Raw genomic sequence first — 20,332 nt, 5'->3', positions numbered from 1 at the left:
CGCTACCCAAGGCGCCCTGCTCGCACTATTGATATTTCGCTTGATATGGCGGTTTCGAGCGCATAGAATACTGGATATATATACAGTATTTAGGGTTATGCCGGCCTTGCCATGAACAAGCACGATGAAAACAATCAGGAGCAGGTGATGTTGCCGCCGCCTTCGCTGAAGGCGCAGAAGGGCCGTGGCGCGGTGTCGAACCTGCAGGGCCGCTTCGAAGTCAACGCGCGTGAAGCCTACGACGACGGCTGGGAGCGAGAAGAAGAGGAGGCCAAGCCATGGAAAACCCAGGTCACCGACGAATACTGCAAATCCATCCTCAGTCGCAACGCCTCGCCGGACTTGCCGTTCGGCGTCTCGCTCAATCCCTATCGCGGCTGCGAACATGGCTGCATCTATTGCTTTGCGCGGCCCACCCACAGCTATCTCGGCCTGTCGCCGGGCATGGATTTCGAGACCAAGATTTTCGCCAAGGTCAACGCGCCGGAAGTGCTGCGGCGCGAGCTGGCCAAGCCCGGCTACGAGCCGCAATCGATCGCGCTTGGCGTCAATACGGATGCCTACCAGCCTTGCGAGCGCGAGCGCAAACTCACGCGCCGCGTGCTGGAGGTGCTGCAGGAATGCCAGCATCCGGTGGGCCTGATCACCAAGTCTTCACTGATCGAGCGCGACATCGATATCCTGGCCGCGATGGCGGCACGGCAGCAGGCCGGCGTCGCCATCACGCTGACCACGCTTGATCCGGCCATCTCGCGCACGCTGGAGCCGCGCGCCGCCGCACCGGCGCGTCGGCTGCGCACGATACGCACGCTGACCGAGGCCGGCATTCCGGTCGCCGTCAGCATCGCGCCCATCATTCCGTTCGTGACCGAGCCGGACATCGAGCGGATACTGGAGGCGGTCAAGGAAGCGGGCGCGGTCAGCGCGCATTACACGGTGCTGCGCCTGCCGTGGGAAGTGGCGCCGCTGTTCCATCAGTGGCTGCAGGCGCACTTCCCTGAGCGGGCACAGCGGGTGATGAACCGCGTGCGTGAAATGCGCGGCGGCAAGGATTACGACAGCACCTTCGGCGCGCGCATGAAGGGCGAGGGCGTGTGGGCGGAGTTGATACGACAGCGTTTCAAGATCGCCACCGAACGCCTGGGCCTGACCGGCCGGGGCAGCCGTTTCCACAATATGGACGCGTCGCAGTTCACGCGGCCGCTGGTGGTGCCGCCGCTGGGCGCGCGCGCCAAGGCGGCCGATGCGGGGCAGCTGGATTTATTCTGAAGGAGCTTGCCGCAGTTCCGCCAGATGCCGCTCGATCTCAAACACGTGCTGGTCATGTTGCCCCAGTTCGCGCAGCGCCGCAGCCAGGTGGTTGAGATAGTCGCTGTTCGGCCCGCTCGGTCCGGCGGAGCGGGCGATGTGTCGCGCGATTTCCTGCTCGGAGGCCGCGCCCAGGAAGGCGGTGTTGTCCGGCGTGGCGATGTAGACCAGGCCGGTCACGCTATCGCCGACTTCGAACATGATCGGAATCGCCAGCCGCAGGTAGCCGTTCTTTTCGCGATGGTCGAGATGGGCAAACACTTCGGGCGTGATCAGGTACGCCATGCCGTGGCAGATGGCGCCGGCCTCTTCGATGATGGTGACCACGCGGCCCGGCGCTTCAGGCGTGCCGCGATGGTCGTGCGAGCCTTGCCAGAAACGCCGCGTCCAGTTGGCGATGCTGGCCGGGCGGCGTTGCAGGTAAGGGAAGTCGGCCTTGTAAATCAGGGAGCCGTAGCCGAACAGCCAGACGCTGTGGTGGCCGTCGAACTGATCCATCATTTGATTGATGGCGATGGTGTCTGCTGTCATGATGAGTGCTGCCGTTGCCCGATACAGCCAACATTATAATCACGCGGCCGCTTTAAGTTCCCGCGCGACCTGCAAATCCGCCTCCTGGCGCACAAATTCCAGCTGCGTCAAGCCCAGCGACTTGAACATGGCCCGCAGCTGCGCCTCATGGTTGCCCACTAATTCGGCCAGCGCCGGATCGGTTGCGGCGCTGCAACCGGCCACCACCAGCACCACCCGTATCCGCGCGGCGCGTTGGCGCCCCTGATCCGTTTGCAGATGGATCAGCCGATCCAGCCATGCCTTCAGCGTCGACGGAATCGTATAGTTGAACATCGGCGCTGCGATCACCGCCGCGTCCGCCTGCAGGAATTCCTCTAGCAGCAGGGCGGCCAACGTGCTCTCCGCGCGCAGGTCGGCATTCATCGGAATGGCGCTGTTCCACTGGTTGCGTATCACTTGCAGCAGCGGGCCGCTGATATGCGACAGCGGCGAGGCGGCCACGTCCCGATAACTGATGGCCGGATTGGCATCGCCGCCGGCAAGCTGCGCCATGACTGCGGCGGTGTATTGGCGGGACGGGCTGTTGTCGCCCAGCGGGCAGGAGTCGATGTGCAGGATGTTCATAAATGAAGCATACACATGCGGCAATCATTGCGGAAGAGGCTAAAACGTATTTTATCTCTGAGTGATGTCCAGACCCTGCATCGCATGTATCTAATTGCCAATGTTGCAGAGCATGGCTGATCAGCCCTGCGGCACGTTCCATTCATGCGCCGCCACGTGTTCCTGCAGGAAGGCGACAAAGCTCTCGGCCGCCGGCGACAGCGCCCGCGCGTTGCGCGTGTAGACAAAGAAGCGCCGCGTCAGCGCCGGCGATTCCAGCGGCCGCATCCGCAAACCATACAGCTGCACCATCTTCTCCGCATACGGCAGGCACACGGTGATGCCCAGCCGCGCATGCACCATGGCCAGCGCGGTGGTCATGAAGGTCACCTCGTTAAACGGACTGAGCGACAGCTCACGGAACGACGCGTGCATATCGCGCAGCAGGCGCTCGGTGAACTGGCCCTGCAGCGAGATAAACGGAAACTCGTCGACGTCAGCCCAGGTGATGCTGGCGCGCTGCTCCAGCGCATGCCCCGGCGGAAACACCACCACGAACGGCATTTCAAACAGCGGCTGCGACTCGATTTCCGCCGTGGTGTCGCGCTCAGGGCCGATGCCGAAATCGACTTCGCCGCTGAACACCCGCGCCGGCACCTGCTCGACCGGGCTGTCGGCCAGCCGCACCTGCACGTCCGGATAGCGGGCGCGGTAGGCGGCGATCACCTCCGGCAGCAGGGTGCAGGACAGCATCTGCGGCGCCGCCACGCGCACCGAACCCTGCTTCAGCGCCTTGCGGCTGGCGATGTCGGCCATGGCGCGGTCCAGGTCCTGCAGCATCTTTTCAAACAGCGGATACAGTTCGCGTCCCAGCTCCGACAGCTGCGCCTTGCGCGTGGTACGCTCGACAACACGCACCCCCAGCATCTGCTCCAGCTCCTTGATCTGGCCGCTCAGCGCCGATTGGGTCACGCTGAGATGGTCGGCCGCCAGCGTAAAACTGCCGGTCTTGGCCAGCGCCACCAGGGCGCGCATTTGCCGCAAGCTAGGATTCATGGGGGAATCTGATAAATCGAAAGAAAAATACTGTTTGTATGATATCTGAAACTGTCATCTAATGCAGGAATCGAGTTGGAGACAAACATGAAAATCAAGCAAATTCACCATGTGGCCTACCGCTGCAAGGATGCCAAGGAAACCGTCGAGTGGTACGTCAAGCACCTGAACATGGACTTCGTGCTGGCCATCGCCGAAGACGAAGTGCCGTCGACCAAGGCGCCGGACCCGTACATGCACGTGTTCCTGGACGCCGGCCACGGCAACGTGCTGGCCTTCTTCGAGCTGCCGACGCAGGCGCCGATGGACCGCGACCACAACACGCCGGCCTGGGTGCAGCACCTGGCGATGGAAGTCGACACCATGGACGAGCTGCTGGCCGCGAAAGAGCGCCTGGTCGCCGCCGGCATCAACGTGATCGGCCCGATCAACCACACCATCTTCAAGTCGATCTACTTCTTCGACCCGAACGGCCACCGTCTCGAGCTGGCGGTCAATACCGGCACGCCGGAGATGATGCAGAAGCTGGACGCCGTCAAGTGGGACATGCTCGAAGAGTGGTCGCAGACCCGCAAGGCGCCCAAGCACGCGGCCTGGATGCACGCACCGGCGGCGGAGGTGAAGGCATGAAGCTCGCAACCCTGAAGGACGGCAGCCGCGACGGCCGCCTGGTGGTGGTCAGCCGCGACCTGTCGCGCTACCAGCATGTACCGAAGATTTCGGCCACGCTGCAGCACGCGCTCGACAACTGGGAGCTGGTGTCGCCGCGCCTGGAGCAAATCTACGCAGGCCTCAATTCCGGCGAGGCGATCGACACCCATCCGTTCGACCAGCAATACTGCCATTCGCCGCTGCCGCGCGCCTACCAGTGGGCCGATGGCTCGGCCTACATCAACCACGTGGAGCTGGTGCGCAAGGCGCGCAATGCAGACGTGCCGGCCTCGTTCTACACCGATCCGCTGATGTACCAGGGCGGCTCGGACAGCTTCATCGGCCCGCGCGATCCGATCTACGCGCTGTCGGAGGAGTGGGGCATCGACCTCGAGGCCGAAGTGGCCGTCGTCACCGGCGACGTGCGCATGGGCGCCAACGCGGACGACTGCGCCAAGGCGATCCGCCTGGTCATGCTGGTCAACGACGTCTCGCTGCGCAACCTGATTCCGAACGAGCTGGCCAAGGGCTTCGGCTTCTTCCAGTCCAAGGCCGCCAGCGCGTTCTCGCCGGTCGCCGTCACGCCCGACGAACTGGGCGCGCACTGGGTCGACACCAAGCTGCACCTGCCGCTGCTGGTGGACTTGAACCAGCGGCCGTTCGGCAAGCCGAACGCCGGCGAAGACATGACCTTCAACTTCGCCCAACTGGTGGCGCACGCCGCCGCCACGCGCGAGCTGGCGGCCGGCACCATCATCGGCTCCGGCACCGTGTCGAACAAGCAGGGCAGCCTGCACGGATCGAGCATCGCCAACGGCGGCGTGGGCTACTGCTGCCTGGCCGAGGTACGCATGTACGAAACCATCGAAAGCGGCAAGCCGAAAACCGGCTTCCTCAAATTCGGCGACAGCGTGCGCATCGAGATGAAGGACGAGCAGGGCGTCAGCATCTTCGGCGCCATCGAGCAGACCGTCGCCCACTACAAAGAGCGCGGATGATGAAGCTCTATACCTATTTCCGCAGCTCCGCCGCGTACCGCGTGCGCATCGCGCTGAACCTGAAGGGCCTGGATTACGAGGCGCTGCCGGTGCACCTGCTGCGCAACGGCGGCGAGCAGCTGACCGACGCCTATCGCGCCATCAACCCGTCGGCGCTGCTGCCGACGCTGGACGACGATGGTGCCGTCATCGGCCAGTCGCTGGCGATCATCGAGTACCTGGAAGAGACGCGCCCGCAAGTACCGCTGCTGCCGGTTGATCCGGCCGACCGCGCCCGCGTGCGCGCGCTGGCGCTGACGGTGGCAGCCGACACGCACCCGTTGGGCAACCTGCGGGTGCTGAAGTATCTGAAGCACGACCTCAACCTGTCGGAAGAGGTCAAGCTGGAGTGGCAGCGGCACTGGCTGCGCATCGGCATGGCGACGCTGGAGACGATGTTGTCCGGCGATGCGCGCACCGGTCTTTACTGCCACGGCGATACGCCGACGCTGGCCGACTGCTGCCTGGTGCCGCAGGTGTTCGGCGCGCAGCGCTTCGGCGTCGACCTGGCGCCGTATCCGACGGTGACGCGCATCCACGACGCCTGCGCCGGGCTGCCCGCCTTCCATCAGGCCCAACCGTCGCAGCAGCCGGACACCGAGTAGTCCGGGGCGCGGATCAGAACCGGCTGGTCAGCGTCACGCTCGCGTTGCGCGAGGCGCCCGGCTGGATCTGCACGTTGTTGATCGCCGATTCAAAGAAGCGCGCATTGCCCACGTTGTTGACCTTGAACCGCAGGTCGTATCCCTTGCCGCGATAGCCGATCGCCGCATCCACGCGGCCGTAGCCGGGCAGCCGCACGGCGTTGTCGGACAGCGCGAACTGGTCGCTGTTGAGCAGCACGCCCAATCCCGCGCTCCAAGCCTTGCCGATCTCCTGGTCCAACCACAGCGATGCGCGATGGCGGGGCGTCATCTCCGCGCGGTTCCCGCTCGGGATGTCGTTCGATGCGACGATGCGCGCGTCGTTGTAGGTATAGGCTGCGCTCACGCGCCCGCCTTGCCATAGCGCCCCTTGCAGCTCCAGCTCCCCGCCCTGGTTGCGCTGCTTGCCGACCTGTAGCTGGCGCAGGCCGGCCGGATCGGCCGGATCCAGCGTCAACTGGTTGCGCTGTTCGATGCGGAACAGCGCTGCGGTCGTGAAGAAGCGGCCGCCCAGCCACTCCTGCTTGTAGCCCATCTCCTGCAAATCCGTCTGCAGCGGCCGAACCTGCGACAGCGGCGTGCTGCCGGTGTAGAGCAGGTCGCCGCCGCCCGGCTGCGATGAACGGCTCAGGTTCAGGTACCACGACTGGCCATCCAGTGGCTGATACACTAGGCCCGCGCGCGGCGACGTCACGTTGTCGGTGCGTTCGCTATACCTCTTGGTCAGCCGGTTGGTTTGCTGCTGTTGGAAGCGGTCGAAGCGCACGCCGGCCAAAGCCTTCCACTGCGGCGCGATGCTGATCTGGTCCTGCAGGTACAGTGCCTGCGTCTTCGCCGTGAACGCGTTGCTCAGCGCAACCGGCAGGGCGCTCAGATTGGGTGCCGGCAGCACGTGCTGCGGCGCGTAGAGATTCACCGGATAGGCGATGCCGGTCTGCGCGGTGACGACGTCGCGCTGCTGGTCCGACAGCTCGAGCCCTGTCAGCAGCGTATGCCCGGCCAGCGTGTAGGTCAGCTCCGTTTGATTGGTCAGGTTGCGCTGCGTCTGCGGGAAGTAGGTGATCTGGCGCGATACGGTGCCATCGGCATTGACGCGGCGATTGCGGGTGTTGACTCCTTCAAGTTCGGTGCGGCTGTATTGCAGCGTGTTTTCCAGCTTCAGATGGTCGTTGAAGCGATGTTCGAGCCTGGCCTTCGCCATATCGCTGTCGGTGCTGGTGTAGTCGTAGGTCTCGCCATAGAAGGTTGACGGCGCCACCGCCACCGGCCGGCCCGCCAGCGACGGCACGCCGCGATCGGGCGTGCGGTCCTCGCGCTGGACCTCGGCCTGCAACAGCAGCGACGTGGCCGGCGACAGCGCCACCTTCAGCGAAGGCGCCAGCAGCTTGCGCGTATGCTCGATCACGTCGCGGTAGCTGTCGCCTGCATCGTAGACTACGATCAGGCGGCCGTTGACGCCGTCGCCCAGGGCGCCGCCGGCGTCAACGCTGACGCGCCGCTCCCTGTTCGATCCCAGCGTGGCCGACACTTCGGTATCCTGTTTGGCGCGCGGCTGCTTGCTGACGCGGTTGATCAAGCCGCCGGCCGAGCCGCGTCCATACAGCGCGGCGGCCGCGCCCTTGATGACTTCGATCTGCTCTACCGTCGCCAGGTCGCGCGAATACAGCGTGTCGTCGCGCACGCCATCGAGGCTGGTGTCGCGCAGCGAGTAGAAGCCACGGATATAGAATTCGTCGCGGCGGCCTTCGCCCTGGCCGGCCACCACGCTGCTGACGTAGTCCAGCGCATCCTTGCTGGTGAGGGCGGCGCGATCGCGCAGGTTTTCCTGCGTGACGACGCTGACCGATTGCGGCACATCGAGCAGGCTACCCTGGGTCTTGGTGCCGGCGGCGCCCGCGGCCAAGCCGTCGGCGGTGCCGCTCACGGTGATCTGCTGCATGGTCTGCATGGTTTGTGTATCTTGCGCGTGCGCGGCGAAGACGAGGCCTGCCAGCAGCAGGGGAATTGGTTTAAGAGCTGTTTTCATTGAGTTGGAGGGTAGTTAAAAAGATGCCGCCGCACCGTTGACGACGCCGAGCGGGTGATACAGGGGCAGATAGCTGGCCTGGCGGTCCGCCTGGCGCAGGAAGCGCGTCAGCAGGTTGCCTTTGGCCGGCAAAGGTTCGCCCGCCAGCAAGCCCTGGATGCGGCGGTTGGCGGACGGACGGGGGAATTGCGCGAGGTAGTCCTGCAGCGTGTTGCGCAACACGCCCCACAGGCCCAGGTACAGGCTGTGGTTGCCGTTGGCGATGCTGGCGATCACCTCGCACAGGTTGTTGACGAACAGGCAGTAGCCGATGCGTATCCAGGCCCGTTCGTCGCTGCAGCACAGCGCCGCCAGCGTCTCCGGTTCCAGCCGCATGGCGCGCGCCAGCGGCTGCGCCTGCGGCGCGAGCCGCGCCAGCTCCAGGTCGCGGACGGTGAAATGGCTGGGCGCACCGTCGCCATCCAGTCCGACGACGGTATTCTGCATGTGCGGCTCGAACGCCACGCCGTGCTCGAACAGCAGATACAGTATCGGATGCACCGCCACCTCGGCATAGCGCGCAAACCAATGGTGCGCGGCGCGTTCCAGCGTGTAGCCGCGATGGAGCGCATAGCGTTCGATCAGCGCGAACACGCGCTTGCGGCCATGCTCGCCGTTGCCGAACAGCGCGGCGCACATCACCGGCTGCACGTCCTGGCGCAGCAGGCCGGCCACGCCTTCGCGCAGCAGCACGCCGAATCCGTTCGCCAGCTGAGGATCGGCGCCGGGCAGGTCGACGGTGACGTAGGCCTGTTCCTCCAGCACGCGAAAACCGGGGAAGCGGCTTTGCATGTCGGCCTGCATGCCGCGGTACAGGCGGGTCCCGGTCAGCGCGCTTTGCAGTTCGTGGCGGGCGTTGTTGCGGATGCAGTTGGTGATGCGCATGTTCAGCGACAGTTTGATGAACGACGCCGCATCCTCGGCCAGCAGCGTGCGCACCGAAGCGGTGGGATGGAAGGGGCGGCCGTGGGCGCCGAGGTCGCGCACTTCGCCGCTGCGCAAGGCTTCGGCGATGCGCGGCTGGCGACGCATCCAGCCGGCCTGCCACGGATGCAGCGGTACGATCGCGCCGCCGGCCTCGGGCTGCAGGCCGTGCGCGGCCAGCCCCTGCAACGCGTCGCCGTCGACACTGTCGCTGAGCAGCCACTGCTGCGGAATCTGGAAGTAATGCAGGCGCATGCTGGCCTTGTGCTCGGGCGAATAGTCCCGCTGTTCGGCGGGCGACCAGTCGGAGCGGCTTTTGGGCGCCGGGTGGAATGGATGGCCGGTCAGCAGGCCTTGTTCGCTTTCGATGTAGATTTGCAGCGGCGTGGTTGTCGCCGCCAGGGGCGGCAGCGCAGGTGCCGGCTGGCGGTCCATCACGTCCTGCATGGTGGCGATGCTGTCGCCGATCTGCTGCAGCAGTTCGTTGTTGAACGGTGTGTCGGCGCGGCGCGACAGGTCTTCGATGATGAGGCGGGCGATTTCCTGCCAGCTGGCGTCGCGCCAGGCGTCCTGGCCCTGGCGCAGGCAGACCCCGGTGGTGTAGTCGAAATTGGCGGTGGCCGATACGTGCAGCACGCCCACGCACAACTGGCTGCCGACGCGCGGCAGGGCGATTTCCAGCACCTGTCCACGATAGTCGTCCGGCATGGCCGGATGCGCGCTGCGGCTGGCCGGCAGCACCGCCAGCGTGTGCTCCTGCATCGCCACTTCGCGCGCATAGCAGTTGATCAGCAGGCGGCTGTGCTGGCGTTCGGCGAAGCGCTCGTTGTCGGGACGGGCGGGCTGCAGGTGCCTGGATAACAGTGGAGAGTTCATATCAGCTTCCATTTCAGTGTGATAAACAGAGTGGCGACCAGCGCGGCGCCCAGCCACAACGGGGCGGCGTAACCCAGCGATGGCGCCAGCAGGCTGGCCAGCAGGCCGGCGCCGACGGCGCCCCATTTGTTGGCGCCTTCCAGGCTGCCGAAGTGGCGGCCGGCCTGGGCGGCGGTGGAGGTGGCGGCGGCCAGGGTGTTGATGGCGAGGTAGGCGCCGGTCATGCCTATGCCCATCAGCACGCGGCCCGCCAGCAGCGCCGGAAGCGCGCCGGCCAGCGCCTGCAGCAGCATGCCGGCGCTGGTCAGCGCGGCGTACCAGCCTAGGGCGGCGCGGGCGTTGGCGAATCCGAGCTGACGTCCCAGCGGCCAGGCCAGCAGCAGGAACAGGGCGTGCGGCAAACCGAATAGCAGGCCGGCGGTGGCGGCGCCGATCTGCAAGCGCTGCGCGAGGTCGCTGACGAAATACGGGTAGGGCAGCACGGTGCCGATGGCGAACAGCGCCTGCAGGCGATAAAGGCCGGCGGCACTCAGGCCGCAGCGGCCGGCGGCATCGGCGGTTGGTGAAGCTATAGCGGCGGCGGACGGCTGGACCACGGCGCGCCTCGGCGCACGGACGCCGGCATCCGGCAGCAGGTACAGCACCACGCAGGCAGCGCCGGGGAACAGCGCCAGGTACAGGAACAGCTGCAGCAGGTCGGCCCGTCCGCTCATCATGCCGATCAGCGCCGGGCCGATGAACAAGGCGGTTCGCGCCGAGGCCTGCATCACGCCGAGCAGCGCCGCCAGCCGCGCCGGCGCCAATTGTTCCGCCAGATAGGCGTTGGATGCCGAGAAGGTCCCGCCCAGCAGCCCTTGCAGCGTCAGGCCGAACGCGAATTCCAGCGGCGTGCGCGCCAGGCCGGTGACGATGAAGCTGATGCACAAGCCGCCGTGCGCCCGCATCAGCGACGCGCGGCGGCCGATGCGGTCGGCCAGCCGTCCCCACGCCGGATTGGCGACGGCTGCTGCCAGCGTCGGCAGCGTGAAGTACCACCCGGCCAGCGCGGCCGAAGATCCCTGCGCCGCAAAGCTGGACTGCAGGATCTGCGCATAAAACGGCGGCATGCACAGCGCCGCGAATGCCGCGCCAAAGTGGCCCGCCACGGTGATCGTCACGGCGCGCGTCAGCCCGGCCGGGCGCGCCGCAATCTGCGCGATGCTCATGCCTGGCTGCCAGCGGCTAGCGCCGCCGCCAATGGATTGCCAACCGTGCGCAGGCGCGGCGTGCTCCATTCCAGCAGGCGGCGCGCCGCCAGACATTCGATGCGCAGCTGCTGGCCCAGCAGGTCGAACTCGCGGTGGCGCACGGCGCTTGCCGGAAAGCGCGACTGATAGGCCAGCACGGTGCGTGCAGCCTGGCTCCAGAACAGGTCTTCCGCATAGCCGTGATGACGCTGCAGCCGCCATGCCAGCTCGCCCAGGTTAATGAAGAACAGCACCTCCAGCAGATAGTCGCGCGCCTCCGTCGGCGAACCGAACATGAATCCATTGCTGGCGTTGAGCGCGTTGCGGTATGCCGGCGCGGCGCGCAGGCCCGCCAGTTCGGCTTCGCCGGTGGCGCCCTGCAGGTAGTGCAGGCCGCCCGGCAGATCGCGGATGGCGATGCGGCGCGGCAGGCCGTCGCGCAGGATCAGCAGCGTGTTTTGCGCGTGGCACTCGAGCAGCACGCCGTGCGCCATCATCAGATGCAGCAACGGCGGCACGCTGGCCTCCAGCAGCGCTTCCACCCAGCGATCGACACCGTGCCGCGCCAGCCAGGGAGCGATGGTCAGCTGTCCGCCCGCCAGCGTGGTCAGCGCCGTCATCGGGAACACCTGTTCGCCCTCGGCCAGCACCGATTCCGGCGCGCTGCGCCAGATCGCGCCGAGCATGCCGTAGGCGCCTTCGCGCCGGTGCTCCTTTGCGACGGTGATGCCGGCCGGTTCGGCCAGTATCGCCAGGCGCTGGCCGTCGGCGAGGAAGGCGTCGTTGCGGCATATTCCGTCCAGCCAGCGCGAAATCAGCGGCGCGTTGTGCACGTGGTGGTCGGACAGGACGCGGTCGGCCGAGCTGTTGGCGATGGCCAGCGGCAGCTTCAGGTTGCAGCGGCCGTCGGCGCCGAGACGGCTCAGCGAGCGTATCGATTGCTGCGCCAGCCATTCGGCGCGGCCGACACCCAGGTGCAGCAAGGTGCTGTCGGCGAGCCAGTCGGCAAAGTGCAGCGCGATGCCGTGCTCCCACTGCCACGGGTGCACCGGCAGCAGGCGGTAGTGCGACGGCGCGCAACCCAGTGCTTCGATCTGGCCCAGCAGGCGGTGGTATTCCTCCGTTCCCAGCTGCGAGCGCACGAAGGTGTCGTAATCCAGCTCCGGCAGGAGATGCACCTCGCTGGCGTCGCGGGCGATGGCCAGCCAGGTCAGGGTGACAGTCGCGGCAAACTCCGGGCCATAGCGCCGGTGATCGTCGATGCTGAAGCCGATGCGTGAACGGAAGCAGGGGTGATAGGGGTGTCCGTCGCCCAGCTGCGCCTCCTGCAAGGCATACGGCGATTGCAGCGTGGCGTCGGGTGTCGCCGTCGCCGACCATGCCTGCTTGAGCGCCGTGTGCTGCAGCTCCGTCACGAACCGGCGCAGCGCCGCGGCATCGGGCTGCAGATGGCGCACCAGCGCCGGCACCACGGTGGCGATGCCGGGCTGTCCCGGGCCGGCGCCGCGCAGCTCTCCGTCCAGGCGCAGGCGGCCGAAGGCGCTGTCGCCGGCGATGTCGATGTGATAGGTCAGCGCCTGTCCCTGTTCACCCATCCCGTCAAGCCGCAGCCGGCGCTGCGCCGGTTCGGCGGCGCCGCTCAGGCAGCCCTCGTTCCAGAAGGCTTCGATGAATTGGCGCAGGGTGCGGGCATGGGCGGCGGCGTAGTGGGGCAGGAATGGGAGCGTGTGGGGCATGGCGGTGTTTTAAAAAATCAAATCTTGTCGTAAATGCTATGACGACACATTAGCTTTTTAAAAATTGAATGTCAATACAAATGATAATAATTCGTATTTACATTTTGATGCGGACGGTTGCCGTGGCGCGCCGGATATCAGGCGCACACCACCCGGTCGCGGCCCGCATGCTTGGCCTGGTACAGCGCCTTGTCCGCCCGCGACAGCAACGACGAGGGGCTGTCCAGCGCGCCGCCGGGATCGGACGCCGCGACGCCGATGCTGATGGTGAGCGCGATCTGTTCGCCATTGTCGCCGTGGATGCGCAGCGCGGCGACGCACGCGCGCAGGCGTTCGGCGGCGTGGCCGGCGACATCCAGGTCGGTCTCGGGCATCAGCAGCACGAATTCCTCGCCACCGAAGCGCGAGGCCATGTCGATGCTGCGCATGCCGCCGGCCAGCGCCTTCGACACCGCCACGATCGCGCGGTCGCCCGCCTCGTGGCCGTAGACGTCGTTGACGTTCTTGAAGTGGTCGATATCGACCATCAGCAGCGACAGCGGATGCAGGAAACGGCGGCTGCGTTCCAGCTCCTTGGCGATCTGCTCCGTCATGCGGCGGCGGTTGCCGATGCCGGTCAGCGGATCGGTGGTGGCCAGTTGTTCCAGCTTGGTGTTGGCCACCATCAGCTCCAGCGTGCGCTGCAGCACGCGCGCCTCCAGCTGGTTGCGTTCATCGTGCAGCGCCCGCAGCGACTGGCGCCGTCCGCGTAGCGCGACGATCAACGCTGAAATCAGTATTCCCTCCACCACGATCAGCGTGACGCCGCCCAGGATCTGCCACAGATACTGCTGCAACATGCTCTGCGGCCGGTTCAGCCACAGCGCGTCCGAAGGCACGTTCTGCAAATGGAAGCGCTGCACGGCGGCGTAGTCGAACAGGTAGCCGGTGATGCCGGCGATGTTCGGCGTTTGCTGTATCAGCAGCTTGCCGATCGCATGGCCTATCCGTTCGGCGCTGATCACATAGCCGCCGACCACGCCCGGAATGACGATCGCCTCCCAGTTGGTGAAGATCGGCACCTGGGTGGCCGCCACCAGCTTGCGCACGGTCTCCACCGGCCGGCGCCGTTCGCCGGTGCTGTCATGGTAGAAGGCCAGCAGGAAGATGGCGCTGCCCGGCTGCAGCTGCGCGGCCTTGCGGTCGATCTGTTCGTAGCTGAGCTTATCCCAGTACTCGAAGCTCAAGCGGTTGTTGTAGCCGGCGGCCGCCTTGCGCACGGCATTCACCGACTCCTGGATATTGTCCGTGCTGTCGCCGATGACCACCACGTGCCGCACGTCGGGCGCCATGCGCGCAATGGTGCCGATGGCGCGGCTGAAATCCGCCTGCACGTCGTAGGCGATGCCGTCGTCCGGCTTCCAGTTGGGCCGGCCGTGGTTCAGGTAGTGGCGCGGCACGCCGCGGAACAGGTCCGGGTGTTCGCTGAGGAAGCGCGCCGCCACGTAGTTTTCAGTGATGATGTCGTCGAAGCGGATGTTGGCGTACTTGGTGCGCAGATACTGCTCCATGCCGGCTTGCGACTGCTGGTCGCCGACGCGGACGGCGTCGAAGCGTTCTTCAAAAATACCCAGCGCAGAGGTCAGGTTTTGCTGCGCCAGCTCGGCGCTCAAGCCCTTGTGGATCAGGCTTTGCCAGGCCGACGCCGAATCGGCGCCCAGCGAATACAGCACCAGCACCTTGCGTTCCTTGGTCGCTGCCGCCAGCGCCCACGCCGGCAGCATCGCCAGCGCGCCGCACAGCAGCATCCAGCGCCAATACTGGCGCAGCGTCTGGTATGGCACGGCAGGCGGAGGATCCCTGGGCGGCATGGCGGCGGTTGGACTGCAAAAGCGATTGCGGCGAAATTTACACCAAGGCAAGTCTAGCACGCTTCTCCCCGCTATTTGTTGCCCGGCGGGTACGGCGCTTCAGGCCGCGCGCAGGGCGTCGACGATTTGCATGCGCGCCGCGCGCAGCGCCGGCAGGAAGCCGCCGACCACGCCCATCGCCAGCGAAAACATGAGCGTCTTGACCACGATCCCCGGCGTCAGCCGGAAGCCGAACGCCAGTTCGGAGAAGGACTGGAAATTGGTGGTGGAGAAGGACAGGAACTGCATCAGCGACGCGCAGGCCAGCCCCAGCGCGCCGCCCACCACCGCCAGCAGCATGGACTCGGCCAGGAAGGCGGCCAGGATGCTGCGGCGCTGGAAGCCCAGCGCGCGCAGGGTGCCGATCTCGCCGACGCGGTTGGCGACCGAGGCGTACATGGTGATGGTGGCGCCTATCATCGCGCCGATGGAAAAGATCACCGACAGGATCAGCCCCAGCACGCTGATGAAGGTCGACAGCGCCTTCGACTGGTCGGAGTAGAAGGTCTGTTCACGCTTGGCGTCCAGCGTCAGGCGCGGATCGGCTTCGATGTCCTTCTTGAAGCCGTCGAACAGCGCGGTGTCGGCCAGCCGAAGTATCACGGAGGAGTAGGCGACGCGGCGGAAGGTCGGCATCAGCTGGTCGGCATCGCCCCAGATCTCCGAATCGAAGCCGCTGTTGCCGGCGTCGAACAGGCCGACCACGGTCCATTCGCGCTGGCCGAAGCGCAGCGTTTCGCCGATGCCGGCGCCTTCGAAGCGGCGCGCGATGCTGGCGCCGGCGATGATCTCGGAGGCGCCGGGGCGGAACATGCGGCCGGCCGTCAGCTTGACCTGCGGCCGCAGCGTCATGCCGCGCGGCGAGATGCCGCGGATGATGACGTTGGACGGCTTGGCCGAACCGCGCTTGTTGAGCGAAATGAGCACCAAGGTTTCCTTCGACAGCATCGGCTGGCCGTCGGCGCCGAGCGCGATGGCGGGATGGCTGGAGGCGACGCTGGCCTGGGGCCGGTCGACGCCGCTCTGCACCTCGGTCTCGGCGGAGCGGCGCACCAGCACCACGTTGTCGTATTCGCCGGTGGTGACCATGGTGTTGCGCAGGCCCTCGTCCAGCATCAGCACCGTGGCGAACACGAACACCACCAGCGCCAGGCCGGCGCCGGTCAGCGCGGTGGTCAGGCGGCGCGCCCACAGGTTGCGGGCCACGTAGGACAAGGGGATCTTCATGATGGAAGCGTCATCCTATGCTCCTCAGTCCCTCGACGATGTTGATGCGCACCGCGCGCACGGTGGGCGCGATGGCGGCGACGGCGCCAATGGCCAGCGCCGCCAGCATCTGCTGGATCACCGTCAGCTGCGACACTTCAAACACGGGGAACATGGTGCCCATCACCTTGCCGAGGAAGGCGGCGAACGGGAACAGCATGACGATGCCGATCGCCGCGCCGAACAGCGACAGCAGCAGCGATTCGCCGAGGATCATCAAGGTCAGGAAGCCGGGGCCGAAACCGAGCGCCTTCAGCGTGGCGTATTCGCCCAGCCGCTCGCGCGCGCTCATGGCCATGGTGTTGGCCATCACCGCCGCGATAATGACGATGACCACGAACGACACCACCCGTATCGCCACCACGATCGCCTCGGACATCGACACGAAACCCAGCTGGAAGGCCTTCTCGGTCTCGGTCAGCGTTTCGGCCAGCGAGTTGGCGAACTCCTTGTCGACGGCGGCGGAGATGGACGCGGCATTTTCCGGCTGATTGATCTGCACCACGTAGACGCCGATCTGGTTGGCGCGGCGCGGCGCCAGCTTCTTTATGGTCTCGTTGACGTAGTCCCAGTGGAAGAACAGCGTCGCCGTGTTGGTGGTGCTCTGCTTGCCGTCGTAGATGCCGCGCACCACCAGCTCCCAGTTGCCGGGATAGATGGTGCCCTTGAGCGGGATGATGTCGCCGACCTTGAAGCCGTACTGGTCGGCCAGCTTGCGGCCGACGATGCAGCCCTTGCGGTCGCGCAGGAAGTCGGCGCGTTCGTCGGGCGTCAGCAGATAGTCGGGATAGATGTCCAGGTAGCTCTCGCCGGAGATGGCGAACTGCGCGAAGAAGTTCTTCGGATCCTTGTACGTGCCCTGGAACCAGTTGGCGAAGCCGACGCCGGACACGCCCGGCACCGCGCGGATGCGGGCCTGGTACGACAGCGGCAGCGGAAACACCAGCGAGGTCTTGTTGCGCGTGACCAGCGTGGTGTTGGAGGCGCCCTCGGCGCCGGCGTACCAGGCGTCCACCACCGTCTGCAGCAGGCCGAAGGAAAAGATCGCCACCACCAGGCCGAGTATCGTCAGCGAGGTGCGCAGCTTGTGGCGCATGGTGTTCTTGACGATCAGCCGGAACGTGTACATGGCGCGGGGTCAGGTGGGGGAGGTGGCGGGCTCGCCGGCGATCAATTCGCCTTTTTCCAGATGGATCATGGTGCGCGCCTGCGCCGCCGCGTTGGCGTCGTGCGTGACCATGATGATGGTCTTGCCCAGCTGCTGGTTGAGCTGCTGCAGCAGCGCCAGGATCTCGGCGGCGGAGTTGCGATCGAGGTCGCCGGTCGGCTCGTCGGCGACGATCAGGGTCGGATCGGTGACGATGGCGCGGGCGATGGCCACGCGCTGCTGCTGGCCGCCGGACAGTTCGTTCGGCGTGTGGTCCATGCGGTCGGAAAGGTTGACCATCTCCAGGGTCAGCTCGACACGCTCGCGCCGTTCGCGGCGCGACAAGGGTGTCAGCAGCAGCGGCAGCTCGACGTTTTCAAACGCCGACAGCACCGGCATCAGGTTATAGAACTGGAAGATGAAGCCGACGTTGGCGGCGCGCCAGTGCGCCAGGTCGGTCTCGCCCATGCCGGCGATATCGAGGCCGGCGATGCGCAGCACGCCGCGATCGGGCTTGTCGATGCCGGCGATGAGATTGAGCAGCGTGCTCTTGCCGGAGCCGGAAGGGCCCATCAGCGCGGTGAAGTCGCTGGCCGGTATCGCCAGGCTGATATCGCGCAGCACCTCCACCACCTGGTCGCCGCGGCGATAGGACTTGACCAGGTGCTCGATCAGTACCAGTGGCTCGGCCATGGTCATTTCTTCGCCAGGCTGACGGCGGCGCCGTCATGCAGCTTGGCGTCCGGCGCCATCACCACCTTGTCGCCGGGCTTGACGCCCTTGACCTCGGTCAGCTCGCCGATCTTGCGGCCCTGCGTGACGGCGACCTGTTTGACCTTGTCGCCGTCGAGCACGAACACCACGGCCTTGCCGTCGCGCTGGACGATGGCGGCCGGCTGCACGGCGGTCACCGCCTGCTTGTCTTCAGGCGGGACGGCCTTGGACAGGAAGGCCACCTTGGCGCTCATGTCCGGCAGCACGCGCGGATCGCGGTCGATGAAGCGCACCTTGACCAGCAACGTCGCCTTGCTGCGGTCCATGGTCGGCACCATGCGCGAGACGGTGCCGGCCAGGCGCAGCTCGGGGAAGGCGTCGAGCAGGATTTCGGTCGGCTGGTCGACGCGGATCTTGCTCAGGTTCGATTCGGAGACGTCGGCCTCCACCTCCAGCGTGTCCATGTCGGCGATGGTGACGACGGCGCCCTTGCTGTCGGCGGCGGAAGAGAAGGGCGTGATGTTGTCGCCGACGTTGGCGTTCTTGGTCAGGATCACGCCGTCGAACGGCGCCCGTATCACGGTCTGGTCCAGCGCCACCTGCGCCGCCTGCGCGTTGGCGCGCGCGGCGGCGATGGCGGCGTTGTAGCCGGCGATGTTGGCCTTGGCCTTGTTCAGCCGCGCCTGCGCGGTGTCGTAGGCCGAGGCGGTGATGAATTTCTGGTTCAGCAGTTCGGCGGTGCGCTTGAAGTTGGCCTGCGCGTCCTGCAGTTCGGCCTGGCCCTGTTCCAGGTTGGCCTGCGCGACCTTGACGTTGGCCTGCGCCTGGCCCAGCGAGGCGCCGACGTCGCGGTTTTCCAGCCGCGCCACCACTTCGTCTTTTTTGACCTTGCTGCCTTCAAGCACGCCCAGCCACTCCAGCCGGCCGGTGGCCTTGGACGACAGGGCCGCCTTGCGCTGCGCCACCACGTAGCCGGTGGCGTTGAGCAGCGTGTAGCTTTGCGACGGATAGCTCTGGGCCACGGTGACCGTCTCCACGCTGGGCTTGCCGGCGAACTGGCCCATCGCCACCCGGCCGCCGATGCCGACCGCCACCACGATGAGCGCCACCCGGATCCAGCGGCGGCGCTTGCTGCGCTGGCCAGGGACCTGCGCCTGGGCGCCGCGCTCGATTTTCAGCTTGGAGATGTCGGGAGTTGCCACATTACCCTCGTTGTCAATTTTGTCATTAGATAGTGCGGCAAAAGTCCCTCCACCGCAAGTACCGGGACGCGATATGTGCGTTATAGAACATACCGGCCTCTGCCGGTATGACAGGATGTGGTTTTTGCCTAGCGCAGGACCGACCATGACTACCTTGCCGCCCGCGACCCTGGACACCGCATCGCTGGCCCTGCTGATGGATATGCAGAAGAATTCCTTCGGCTATTTTGTCAACGAAACCAATCCGCACAACGGCCTGGTGCGCGACAAGACCGCGGCCGACTGGCCGGCCAGCATCGCCGCCGTCGGCATGGCCCTGACGGCGTATGTGATCGGCGTGCGGCGCGGCTGCATGCCGCGCGGCGACGCGGTGGCGCGCACGCTGACCACGATGCGCTTCTTTGCCAACAGCGAGCAGGGCAGGTCGCCCTCCGCCACCGGCTACAAGGGCTTCTACTACCATTTCCTGGACATAAAAACCGGCACGCGGGTGTGGAATTGCGAGCTGTCCAGCATCGATACCGCGCTGCTGATCGCCGGCATGCTGACGGCGGCCGGATTCTTCACGGCCGACACGCCGGAGGAAAGCGAGATCCGCGAACTGGCCGACATGCTGTACCGCCGCGTGGACTGGCAATGGATGCGCGGCAAGAAGGGGCTGCTGCGCCACGGCTGGAAGCCCAAGACCGGCTTCCTGCGCTACCACTGGGAAGGCTACGACGAGGCGCTGATCCTGTACATCCTGGCGCTGGGCTCGCCGACCTTTCCCATCGGGCGCGACAGCTACGACGCCTGGGCCAGCAGCTACGAATGGAAGTCCCTGCACGGCATCGACTATCTGTACGCGGGGCCGCTGTTCATACACCAGATGTCGCACATCTGGCTGGACCTGCGCGGCATCCGCGACGACTTCATGCGCGCGCACGACCTCGACTATTTCGAGAACAGCCGCCGCGCCACCTACGCGCAACAGCGCTATGCGATCGAGAATCCGCTGGGCTTTCCCGAGTACGGCGAGCTATGCTGGGGCATCACCGCCAGCGACGGGCCGGGGCCGTCGACCAAACGGCTCGACGGCGTGCAGCGCAAGTTCTACGACTATGTCAGCCGTGGTGCGCCTTACGGTCCGGACGACGGCACGCTGGCGCCGTGGGCGGTGGCCGCCTCGCTGCCGTTCGCGCCGGAGATCGTGCTGCCCAGCATCCAGCATTATCAGAGCCTGCAATTGTGCGAGGCCAACCCCTACGGCTTCAAGGCATCGTTTTCCACCATCTTCCACCTGGACGACCAAGGCTGCCGGCGCTGGGTGTCGCCTTATCACTTCGGCATCAACGAAGGCCCGACGGTCATCATGATAGAAAATCACCTGCATGATTTTCCCTGGAGCCTGATGCGCAACAACACCTATCTGCGCGACGGCCTGTCGCGCGCAGGCTTCACCGGCGGCTGGCTGGCAGACTGACGAAGGAATTCTT

17 protein-coding genes are annotated in these 20,332 nt (G+C 66.0%); 5 read left to right on the top strand and 12 right to left on the bottom strand.

All coding sequences use genetic code 11. The features are described 5' to 3' along the window. The first annotated feature begins 111 nt into the window (after positions 1 to 111). Complete coding sequence (locus tag ACSQ3S_RS24415) at positions 112 to 1,269, top strand: PA0069 family radical SAM protein (protein WP_436144035.1); 1,158 nt, start codon at positions 112 to 114, stop codon at positions 1,267 to 1,269. On the opposite strand, the gene ACSQ3S_RS24410 is transcribed toward ACSQ3S_RS24415, so the two are convergent. From ACSQ3S_RS24410 to ACSQ3S_RS24400, 3 genes are all read right to left on the bottom strand, one after another. Further along, complete coding sequence (locus ACSQ3S_RS24410; protein ID WP_176651895.1) at positions 1,261 to 1,839, bottom strand: gamma-glutamylcyclotransferase; 579 nt, start codon at positions 1,837 to 1,839, stop codon at positions 1,261 to 1,263. The two genes, ACSQ3S_RS24415 and ACSQ3S_RS24410, sit on opposite strands and share 9 nt — an antisense overlap. 39 nt (positions 1,840 to 1,878) lie before the next feature. Next, positions 1,879 to 2,445, bottom strand: coding sequence for an NAD(P)H-dependent oxidoreductase (locus tag ACSQ3S_RS24405; RefSeq protein WP_176651894.1), 567 nt, complete (start codon positions 2,443 to 2,445; stop codon positions 1,879 to 1,881). 120 nt (positions 2,446 to 2,565) lie between these two features. Next, positions 2,566 to 3,480 carry a LysR family transcriptional regulator gene (locus tag ACSQ3S_RS24400; protein ID WP_436144034.1) on the bottom strand — a complete coding sequence of 305 codons (915 nt, stop codon included), beginning with the start codon at positions 3,478 to 3,480 and terminating at the stop codon, positions 2,566 to 2,568. 87 nt (positions 3,481 to 3,567) lie between these two features. On the opposite strand from ACSQ3S_RS24400, the gene ACSQ3S_RS24395 reads away from it, so the two are divergent. Genes ACSQ3S_RS24395 through maiA form a run of 3 tightly spaced genes read left to right on the top strand, consistent with a single transcriptional unit; the run spans position 3,568 to position 5,773 of the window. Further along, a complete protein-coding gene (locus tag ACSQ3S_RS24395; protein WP_176651892.1) occupies positions 3,568 to 4,110 on the top strand; it encodes a VOC family protein in 543 nt (180 codons plus the stop codon). After that, a complete protein-coding gene (locus ACSQ3S_RS24390) occupies positions 4,107 to 5,129 on the top strand; it encodes a fumarylacetoacetate hydrolase family protein (protein WP_436144033.1) in 1,023 nt (340 codons plus the stop codon). Before ACSQ3S_RS24395 ends, ACSQ3S_RS24390 begins: the two co-directional genes overlap by 4 nt. Beyond that, positions 5,129 to 5,773 carry a maleylacetoacetate isomerase gene (maiA, locus tag ACSQ3S_RS24385; protein WP_436145072.1) on the top strand — a complete coding sequence of 215 codons (645 nt, stop codon included), beginning with the start codon at positions 5,129 to 5,131 and terminating at the stop codon, positions 5,771 to 5,773. The genes ACSQ3S_RS24390 and maiA overlap by 1 nt, the downstream gene beginning before the upstream one ends. A gap of 13 nt (positions 5,774 to 5,786) precedes the next feature. On the opposite strand, the gene ACSQ3S_RS24380 is transcribed toward maiA, so the two are convergent. The 9 genes from ACSQ3S_RS24380 to ACSQ3S_RS24340 form a co-directional block, all read right to left on the bottom strand. Beyond that, positions 5,787 to 7,760 carry a TonB-dependent receptor gene (locus ACSQ3S_RS24380; protein WP_436144032.1) on the bottom strand — a complete coding sequence of 658 codons (1,974 nt, stop codon included), beginning with the start codon at positions 7,758 to 7,760 and terminating at the stop codon, positions 5,787 to 5,789. A 93-nt stretch (positions 7,761 to 7,853) separates the two neighbouring features. Next, entirely contained in the window at positions 7,854 to 9,677 is a 1,824-nt protein-coding gene (locus ACSQ3S_RS24375; protein WP_436144031.1) for an IucA/IucC family protein, read from the bottom strand. Further along, positions 9,674 to 10,882: an MFS transporter gene (locus tag ACSQ3S_RS24370; RefSeq protein WP_436144030.1), complete on the bottom strand. Its 1,209-nt coding sequence runs from the start codon at positions 10,880 to 10,882 to the stop codon at positions 9,674 to 9,676. The genes ACSQ3S_RS24375 and ACSQ3S_RS24370 overlap by 4 nt, the downstream gene beginning before the upstream one ends. Continuing rightward, complete coding sequence (locus tag ACSQ3S_RS24365; RefSeq protein ID WP_436144029.1) at positions 10,879 to 12,639, bottom strand: IucA/IucC family protein; 1,761 nt, start codon at positions 12,637 to 12,639, stop codon at positions 10,879 to 10,881. The genes ACSQ3S_RS24370 and ACSQ3S_RS24365 overlap by 4 nt, the downstream gene beginning before the upstream one ends. 137 nt (positions 12,640 to 12,776) lie before the next feature. Beyond that, positions 12,777 to 14,462 (bottom strand): diguanylate cyclase, encoded by a 1,686-nt coding sequence (locus ACSQ3S_RS24360; protein ID WP_436144028.1) that lies wholly within the window; start codon positions 14,460 to 14,462, stop codon positions 12,777 to 12,779. 126 nt (positions 14,463 to 14,588) lie between these two features. After that, positions 14,589 to 15,755, bottom strand: coding sequence for an ABC transporter permease (locus ACSQ3S_RS24355; protein WP_436144027.1), 1,167 nt, complete (start codon positions 15,753 to 15,755; stop codon positions 14,589 to 14,591). Positions 15,756 to 15,765: 10 nt separating this feature from the next. Beyond that, on the bottom strand, positions 15,766 to 16,923 hold the full coding sequence (locus ACSQ3S_RS24350) for an ABC transporter permease (RefSeq protein ID WP_353402870.1): 1,158 nt from the start codon (positions 16,921 to 16,923) through the stop codon (positions 15,766 to 15,768). Between the two features lie 9 nt (positions 16,924 to 16,932). Beyond that, positions 16,933 to 17,634, bottom strand: a complete 702-nt coding sequence (locus ACSQ3S_RS24345) for an ABC transporter ATP-binding protein (protein ID WP_436144026.1) — start codon at positions 17,632 to 17,634, stop codon at positions 16,933 to 16,935. A gap of 2 nt (positions 17,635 to 17,636) precedes the next feature. Further along, on the bottom strand, positions 17,637 to 18,857 hold the full coding sequence (locus ACSQ3S_RS24340) for an efflux RND transporter periplasmic adaptor subunit (protein WP_436144025.1): 1,221 nt from the start codon (positions 18,855 to 18,857) through the stop codon (positions 17,637 to 17,639). 145 nt (positions 18,858 to 19,002) lie between these two features. Between ACSQ3S_RS24340 and ACSQ3S_RS24335 the strand changes: the two genes are divergently transcribed. After that, the gene (locus ACSQ3S_RS24335; RefSeq protein ID WP_436144024.1) at positions 19,003 to 20,319 is read left to right on the top strand and encodes a glucoamylase family protein; all 1,317 of its coding nucleotides are present in this window, start codon (positions 19,003 to 19,005) and stop codon (positions 20,317 to 20,319) included. Positions 20,320 to 20,332: the final 13 nt, after the last annotated feature.

Source organism: Duganella sp. LjRoot269, from assembly GCF_964254095.1.
In the GTDB taxonomy this organism is placed as follows: domain Bacteria; phylum Pseudomonadota; class Gammaproteobacteria; order Burkholderiales; family Burkholderiaceae_D; genus Rugamonas; species Rugamonas hordei.
This window is presented reverse-complemented; position numbering and strand designations above follow the sequence as displayed.